4 protein-coding genes and 4 pseudogenes are annotated in these 7,359 nt (G+C 61.1%); 2 read left to right on the forward strand and 6 right to left on the reverse strand.

What is annotated here, in order from left to right:
• Positions 1-89: 89 nt before the first annotated feature.
• From ABID26_RS36150 to dapA, 5 genes and pseudogenes are all read right to left on the reverse strand, one after another.
• Positions 90-545: pseudogene (locus tag ABID26_RS36150) on the reverse strand (SDR family oxidoreductase).
• Positions 546-562: 17 nt separating this feature from the next.
• Positions 563-1,324, reverse strand: a pseudogene (locus ABID26_RS36155) (SDR family NAD(P)-dependent oxidoreductase).
• Positions 1,325-1,335: 11 nt separating this feature from the next.
• Positions 1,336-2,370 (reverse strand): proline racemase family protein, encoded by a 1,035-nt coding sequence (locus ABID26_RS36160; RefSeq protein ID WP_354418276.1) that lies wholly within the window; start codon positions 2,368-2,370, stop codon positions 1,336-1,338.
• Positions 2,371-2,520: 150 nt separating this feature from the next.
• Entirely contained in the window at positions 2,521-3,774 is a 1,254-nt protein-coding gene (locus ABID26_RS36165; RefSeq protein ID WP_354418278.1) for an NAD(P)/FAD-dependent oxidoreductase, read from the reverse strand.
• 50 nt (positions 3,775-3,824) lie between these two features.
• Positions 3,825-4,703 carry a 4-hydroxy-tetrahydrodipicolinate synthase gene (dapA, locus tag ABID26_RS36170; RefSeq protein ID WP_354418279.1) on the reverse strand — a complete coding sequence of 293 codons (879 nt, stop codon included), beginning with the start codon at positions 4,701-4,703 and terminating at the stop codon, positions 3,825-3,827.
• A 330-nt stretch (positions 4,704-5,033) separates the two neighbouring features.
• On the opposite strand from dapA, the gene ABID26_RS36175 reads away from it, so the two are divergent.
• Together ABID26_RS36175 and ABID26_RS36180 are read left to right on the forward strand one after the other, a co-directional pair.
• Positions 5,034-5,753, forward strand: coding sequence for a GntR family transcriptional regulator (locus ABID26_RS36175; RefSeq protein WP_041002081.1), 720 nt, complete (start codon positions 5,034-5,036; stop codon positions 5,751-5,753).
• 3 nt (positions 5,754-5,756) lie between these two features.
• Positions 5,757-6,564, forward strand: a pseudogene (locus ABID26_RS36180) (pyrroline-5-carboxylate reductase).
• On the opposite strand, the pseudogene ABID26_RS36185 reads toward ABID26_RS36180, so the two are convergent.
• Positions 6,561-7,185 (reverse strand): annotated as a pseudogene (locus ABID26_RS36185) (transposase). The pseudogenes ABID26_RS36180 and ABID26_RS36185 sit on opposite strands and share 4 nt — an antisense overlap.
• Positions 7,186-7,359: the final 174 nt, after the last annotated feature.

The raw sequence follows: 7,359 nt of genomic DNA on the forward strand, positions 1-7,359 counted from the left end.
CGGCATCGATTTCGTTATCAAGCGATGGTTAAAGTCGCGGGCAAGGTTCTGGGTAAAGGCCGCTATAGCCGCTTTCGTGGTGTTGTAGGCTATGTGGTTTGGCGCGGGATGGAGGTCCCATTGCGACGCGTGTTGACGATCGCTCCGCCGCCAGACGCGATCATGTGCGGCAGAGCTGCTCGGCATAGATGGAACATCGAATGGAGATCGACCGTAAAGGACATATCCCAATCCTCGTCGGACAGCGAGAGCAGATTGCCGCGCCGGTTGATCCCCGCATTGTTGATGAGGATGTCGATCCGACCCTTCAAGGCGAGAACCTGGCTTTCAGTTCGTAGCAAGGTTGCCGCTTTGAAATGTCAGCCCCAATCGCGTTGGAGCCCCGCCGCCCGCCTCAATTTCCTTGACCACCGCGGCAGCTGCCTCAGAATTCAATCGGTGACGACGACCAGCGCACCCTCCGATGCCAGACGCTGAGCGATTGCCGATCCAATGCCGCCGCCCGCACCTGTGACGACTACCACCTTGCCTTCAAAACGTTTCACGAAACTGCACCTCGTCCCTAGCGAATGTAACTGCCGCCATTGACGTCGAGCGTCGCACCGTTGAGCGAGGCCTGCGAAGGGCGCATCACGAAGGCGACCAGCTCGGCAATCACGGCCGGCAACGCCATCTCGCCGATCGGAATGTCCGCCACCGCGGCGTGCTTGCCGTGCACCGCGACAAAATCTTCAGCCATATCGGTTCGCACCCAGCCCGGCGCGATCGCAACGGCCGTCACGCCATCAGCACCGAAAGAGCGAGCAATGGATTTCGTCAAATTGACGAGCCCCGCCTTGCTCGCGCCATAGGGCATGGCGTCCGCCGCATAGCCGCGCTGGCCGGCGCGGCTCGCCATATTGACGATGCGTCCGCCGCCGTTTGTCATGAAGTGCCGGATAGCTTCCTTCGCGAGGTCGGCGGCGGCGAAAAAAACTTGATCTGAAACTCCTTCTGCCACGCCGATTTCCAATCCTCGGCCGAGGCTTCGATCGAAATCTCGGTGCGAATGCCGGCATTGTTGACAAGGCCGTGTATCCGACCCGCCACCTCGACCGCCTTTATGCCAGAGTTCGAATGGCCCCTCCGCGATGGAAAGGTCAGCCTGCAGGATCAGGCCAGCGCCGCCGATGCGCGCAAGCACCGCCTCGGCACCTGCCTTGTCACGACCGTAGTGAATGATTGGATGCGCACCGTCTGCGGCAAGACGTTCGACGATTGCGGCGCCGATACCGACGGAGGACCCGGTGACCAGAACAGTCAAGCCCTCAAGTGTCTTGTCCATCGTTGTCTCGCCTACTTCAAAAGATCGACCTGCAGCCCCCACGTGTCGGAGAGCACAAAGCCGGCAGGGAACGGTTCGTCGTCTGCGATTCGCAATTGTGAGCGCCCGTATACATAACCGCGGCCGGTGATGCGCGGCAGCACGGCCTTGCGGCCGCCGATTTCCGCTTCGCCTATCGCCTCGGCCGTGAACTCGCCGCCGATGATGGACCGCGAGATGCGAGCATCGCCGACTTTCACCAGGCCGCGTGCAAAAAGCGCCGCGAGGTTGGCGGAACTTCCGGTGCCGCATGGCGAGCGGTCCACCCGGCCCGGCGGCAGCGTCGTGCAGGTACGCACCGCGCCATCGGGCTCGTGATCGCGGAACATGACGTAGGCAATCTCGTTGACACCCGAGAGCGTGGGATGGCTCACCGTCACCTGCTCCGCGAGCAGGCGCTTGAGCTCGATACCGGCTTCGGCGAGCCCGCGCGCGTTGGATGGCTTGATGGAAAGCCCGATCTGGCCCACGTAAACCAGAGCATAGTAGACGCCGCCGAACGCGACATCGACCTTAACCTTGCCCCATTGCGGCGTGTCGATTACGTGGTCAAGCAGCTCCGCGAAGCTCGGCACGTTGTCGAGACTGACGGACAGGCAGCGTCCATTTTCGCAGCGCGCCCGCGCCACGATCAGGCCAGCAGGCGTGTCCAGCCGTACGACTGTCTCCGGCTCGTGCATGGCGACGCGTCCGCTTTCGAGAAGCGCCGTGACGACGCAAATGCAGTTGCTGCCAGACATGGGATGAGCCTTGTCTGCCTGCAACACGATGAAGCCGGCATCCGCATCGGCTCGGGTCGGCGCGACCAGGAGGTTCACCGACATGGCCACATTCGCGCGCGGTTCTCTGGTGACGAAGCGACGCAGGCTGTCATCCACAGCGTTGATGTGGTTCATCTTGTCGAGCATGGTGCTGCCTGGGATTTCCGGCGCGCCGCCGGTCAACACATGACCGACCTCGCCCTGGCAATGGACGAGCAAAAGTTCGAGGGATTTTTCGAAGCGCATGTGCCGGCTCCTACCAGGCCTGGGGATCGTGGGTGACGTATTTCGTGATGACCTCAGTGCTGCCGCCGTTCACGGGCTGAACCCATCTGCCATCGATATAGAGTTGGCTTCGCATGGTGCTTCCCTTCCTGTCGAGCATCGCGGCGCTTTCTAGAAGCGGTCGACGCGATAGGGCTTCATGTCGATGGGCGGCTTGGCGCCCGTTATGAGATCGGCGATTAGCCGGCCGGTGGTCGCCGCATAGGTCAGTCCCAGATGCCCATGGCCGGTTGCATAGAAAACATTGCGGTGCTTCGCGGAAGGTCCCATGACTGGTACCGTGTCGGCCAAAGCGGGGCGGTGGCCCATCCATTCGCTGGCCTCGTCGACCTTCAGGTCCGGCAAGGCTTCCTTCGCCCGCTTGACCAGCACCTTGGCACGGCGGTAGTCCGGCGGAGCTTCGAGACCCGCCATTTCCACGGTGCCGCCGACGCGTATGCCGCCGGCCGTAGGCGTCACCATGAATGCTCGGGCTGGCCAGATGATCGAGTGGCGCATGGAAATGCCGGGGGCCATGATCTGCGTGGAATAGCCGCGCTCGGTTTCGAGGGGAATCGGTTCGCCCAGCTTGGCGGACAGGCCGGCAGTATAGGCCCCGGCGGCAAGCACGACGCGATCGGCCTCAACGCGTCGTCCGTCTTTGAGCCGCAGCGCGGAGATGATCCCCGTCTCATTTTGCTCGAAGGCCACGACATCGCCTCGCACGACCGTGCCGCCCAGCGCCTGGAACGCCTCGACCAGCGCTACGACCAGCTTGTACGGATCCGATATCGAGCGGTTGTCGGGGAAAAGGACTGCCTTGTCGATCGTGTTCGTAAGTGCCGGTTCCAGATCGCGGATTGCATCGCCACGGAGCACTTGGTGGCGTGAACCGAAGCGCTCGAGGATCTCAATATGGTCGCGGTCAGCGCGGAATTCCGCCTCGTCGGCATAAAGGCTGAGACAACCTTCGGCGCTCAGCATGTGCTGCAGCCCGGTCTCGCTCAGAAGCGCTCCCAGGTCCTCAGGTACGCGCCCGCAGAGTGCGGCACCGGCGGTCTCCAGCTCGCGCAGCTTCGACGGCCGGCTGGCGGCGAGAAAGCGCAGGAACCACGGTACCAGCTTCGGCATATAGGTGGGGCGGATTCGCACCGGACCTTCCCGATCGAGCAGCCATTTCGGCATTTGTGCCCAGATGCCAGGTCGCGATGCCGGCATGAACTCGGTCACCGCGATGCTCGCCATGTTGCCGAAGGATGCACCCCTGCCCGGCTGATTTCGATCGATCAGAACGACGGTCTCGCCGCGCCGCTGCAATGCGTAGGCGATTGTAGTGCCGATTATGCCGGCGCCGGCGACGAGGATAGGCGACACGGAAGCTCCCATGAGCGAAAGGGCCGGGCGCGGGAAGTTCTGCGCCCGGCGTGTGCGATCGCTTACCAGTTCAGGATCGGCTCCATGGCCGCGCGGAAATCCGCCTTCTCCTGATCGGTCAGCTCACCGAGCGGAGCGCGGCATTTGCCGACCGGCGTGCCCTGCAGTTCACAACCATATTTGATCTTCTGCACGAACTTGCCGCTCTCGAGGATGTTCATGGCCCGGTAGAGCACCGTCATCATCTCGCGCGCCTTTTTGAGATCGCCGGAGCGGAAGGTACGGTCAAGATCGCAGCAGGCTTTCGCCATGCAATTGGCCGGGCCGCAGATCCAGGAATCGGCACCCCAGAACATGAAGTCGAGCGCGATGTCATCCGATCCGGAAACGAGATCGATACGACCATTGTAACGGGCGTGGATATCGACGGCGCGCTGCAGCACGCCCGAGCTTTCCTTGATGCCGATGACCCGCGGATCGTCGGCGAGAGCGTCCATAAGCTCGAAGGAAATCTCGATGCCGTCCTTCGGCGGATAGTTATAGAGAACCAGGTTGACGCCGGTGGCGTCGAGCACCGCACGGTAGTGTGCAAGAAGCTCTTCCTGGGTGGGACGCGTATAGAAGGGCGTCGCCAGGAGCACGGTGTCGTAGCCGATTTCCCTGGCACGCAGAGTATTCTGGATGACCTCACGCGTTGCCGGCGCGTTGGTGCCTGCAACCAGGATTTCGCCTTCACTGGCGAAGTCCTTGACGAATTTCAGGACAGCCTCGCGCTCGTCATTCGACATGGAAAAGTATTCGCCGGTCGATCCCATGGGAACCCAGCCCGTGACGCCGGCGGCGCGCAGCGCCGTCATATGTTTTTCGAGGGCCTTGAAGTCGACCTTGTTGTCGGCGTGGAACGGCGTCACAAGCGCTGGCATCACACCTGTAAGTTTCATCTCATCTCTCCTGATCCTGACATGGCGGCGCCCAATGACCGAGCGGTCTTGTCGTCTCCGTGTCGACGTGATTGGAATTGTCGTCTACATGTCGACAAAGTCAATAGGAAAATTTGCGGGCTGAGACGGGATAACGTAATCCGCCGGTCGGCACACTGTCGACCTCGATGGATTTTCGCGATAGGTTGACTGGGTAGGCAGGGGAGTCGCAGCCGGATGGCGAGCTGCACTCAAGGGAGTTGTCTGCTTTTGAGGACCGGGAACACGCGCGGCGCGTTTGGAAGATCGAGTGATCTGCAAGACGATGCGCTGTATTGAGCGAGGACCTGAGTGGCTGACGAATTGGAAGTAAAGCGGATCCGGGGAACCGGATCGAAGAGCGTGTATGAGACGCTTCGCAACGAGATACTTGCTCTCACGCTGCCCCCCGGCCAGCTTCTCGATGAAATGACCCTGGCCGATCGTTTCAACATGTCGCGCTCGCCGGTGCGGGAAGCCTTGATCAGGTTGGCATCGGACGGGCTCGTGGTGACGCTCTCCAACCGCAGCACGATCGTGGCGCCGATCGAAGTCGACACCTTTCCCAAATATGTCGAGGCGTTGGATATCGCGCAGCGCATGAATACCCGGCTCGCGGCCGCATTGCGCAGCGAAGTCGATCTGAAGACGATCGCAAAACGCCAGAAGGCTTTCGAGGCAGCGGTGAGGACCGGAAACCATCTGGCGATGTCGGAAGCCAACAAAGAATTCCACATGGCCATCGCGCATGCTGGCAGGAACCCGTATTTAGCGTCGTTTTATGAGAAGCTGCTGTCGCAGGGCCAGAGAATGCTCCACCTGCATTTCGAATATCTGGAACGGACCCATGACGGGTACCTTCTCACAGACGAGCACGACCTCATGCTCGACGCGATCAGGGAGAAGAACGTCGACCTGGCTGACGAACTGGCGCATGCACATACGCGCCAATTTCAGGCCAACTTCATCGACTTCATGCGTGAAAATTACACGACTGACGTCAGTCTTGGGCCCCTCGTGGCTGCCAAATAGATTATGATTGCTCGGAAAATCGGCTTCATTGGAACGGGCACCATCACCGATGCCATCGTGCGAGGATTGTTTCGGGAGCCGGCGGCGCTGGCGCACGTTGTGGTGTCTGAGCGCAATGCCGAAATTGCCTCGAAACTCGCCAGGGATTTCCGGGCGGTAATGGTCGCAGCCGACAATCAATCAATTGTCGACACTTGCGATACCCTTGTCCTCGCGGTTCGTCCTCAGATTGCGGAGGACGTTGTCAGATCCCTCTCGTTTCGAGGTGGCCAGACTGTGATCAGCGTAATGGCTGCAACCGACCGAGCGACGCTTCTTGGCTGGATCGGCTCGGATGTTCGGCTGACGCAGGCGATCCCTCTGCCTTTCGTTGCAGAGCGGAGGGGCGTTACCGCAGTCTACCCAGGCGATTCCGAGACAGCGGCAAATCTTCGAGGTGCTAGGCTCCGTCGTGCAATGCGGCTCAGGCAAGGAGTACGAGCTGCTTGCTGCGGCCAGTTCCTTAATGGCGACCTATTTCGGCATCATGAATGGCGCGTCCGAATGGCTGGCCGCGAAAGGGATGCCCGGAGACAAGGCGCGGTCCTATCTTGCGCCCCTGTTCACCGAGCTATCGAAAACCGCGTTAGAGGCACCATCCGACATTCCCTTCGCCGAACTCAGTCGTGCATTCGCGACGCGAGGTGGCCTGAACGAACTGGTGCTAGCGGACTTTCAAAAGCATGGCGGCCTTGATGCGCTGAGGGCGGCGCTCGATGAAGTACTCGGCAGGATTGAAAAGGGATTCTCACCCGAGCGCGTGAGACCCTAGAAGGCCGGCGGCATACAGGCGCTGATCGCCTCACAGAACACCGCCAACACATCGGAACCGGTGCAACCGTCTGCGTTGACGCCGACGGCGATGATGACGGCGACCGATACGATGCGCCCGCCGCGGCGCACCTTGAGGTAAGTGGCATCGATCCACAAGTATGGCCAATCGCCCTCGATCGGCCGCTCGAGTCACCTTGCCGTCGATCTCCTCGCACAGCCGCGAGACCTGGCTCTTGGAGATGCCGCTCATGCCCATCGCCTTGACCAGGTCGTCAACCGACCGGGTCGAGACGCCTTGCACATAGGCTTCCTGGATGACGGCGGTCAGCGCCTTCTCGGCCATGCGGCGCGGTTCGAAGGAAACCCGGGAAGTAGGAACCTTCCTGAGTTTGGGAATGCGAAGTTCGACGGTTCCCGCCCGCGTTTCCCAATCCCGCTCGCGATAGCCGTTGCGTTGAGCGAGCCGCAGAGGGGTCTTCTCGCCATAGCCGGCACCAGTGGCCGCGCCCACCTCCATTTCCATCAGCCGTTCGGCGGCAAAGCCGATCATCTCGCGTAGCAGATCGGCATCGGGGGTCTTCTCCACGAGCGTGCGTAGGTTCATCATGTCGTCGGTCATCGGTGGTCCTTCCGAAATGGGTTGGCGTCAACAACCAAACCCTACCGGAAAGCGCCGATGACCACCGACACGCCGCTCACTCGCTTGTATGGGGCGATGATTGTCAAGCCTACGGTTGCTTCATTTCCTCTATCTCCTTGTTCGGCCGATTGGCGACCATCTCCTCGTCCCGAC

It is taken from the genome of Mesorhizobium shonense (assembly GCF_040545255.1).
Lineage (GTDB): Bacteria > Pseudomonadota > Alphaproteobacteria > Rhizobiales > Rhizobiaceae > Mesorhizobium > Mesorhizobium shonense.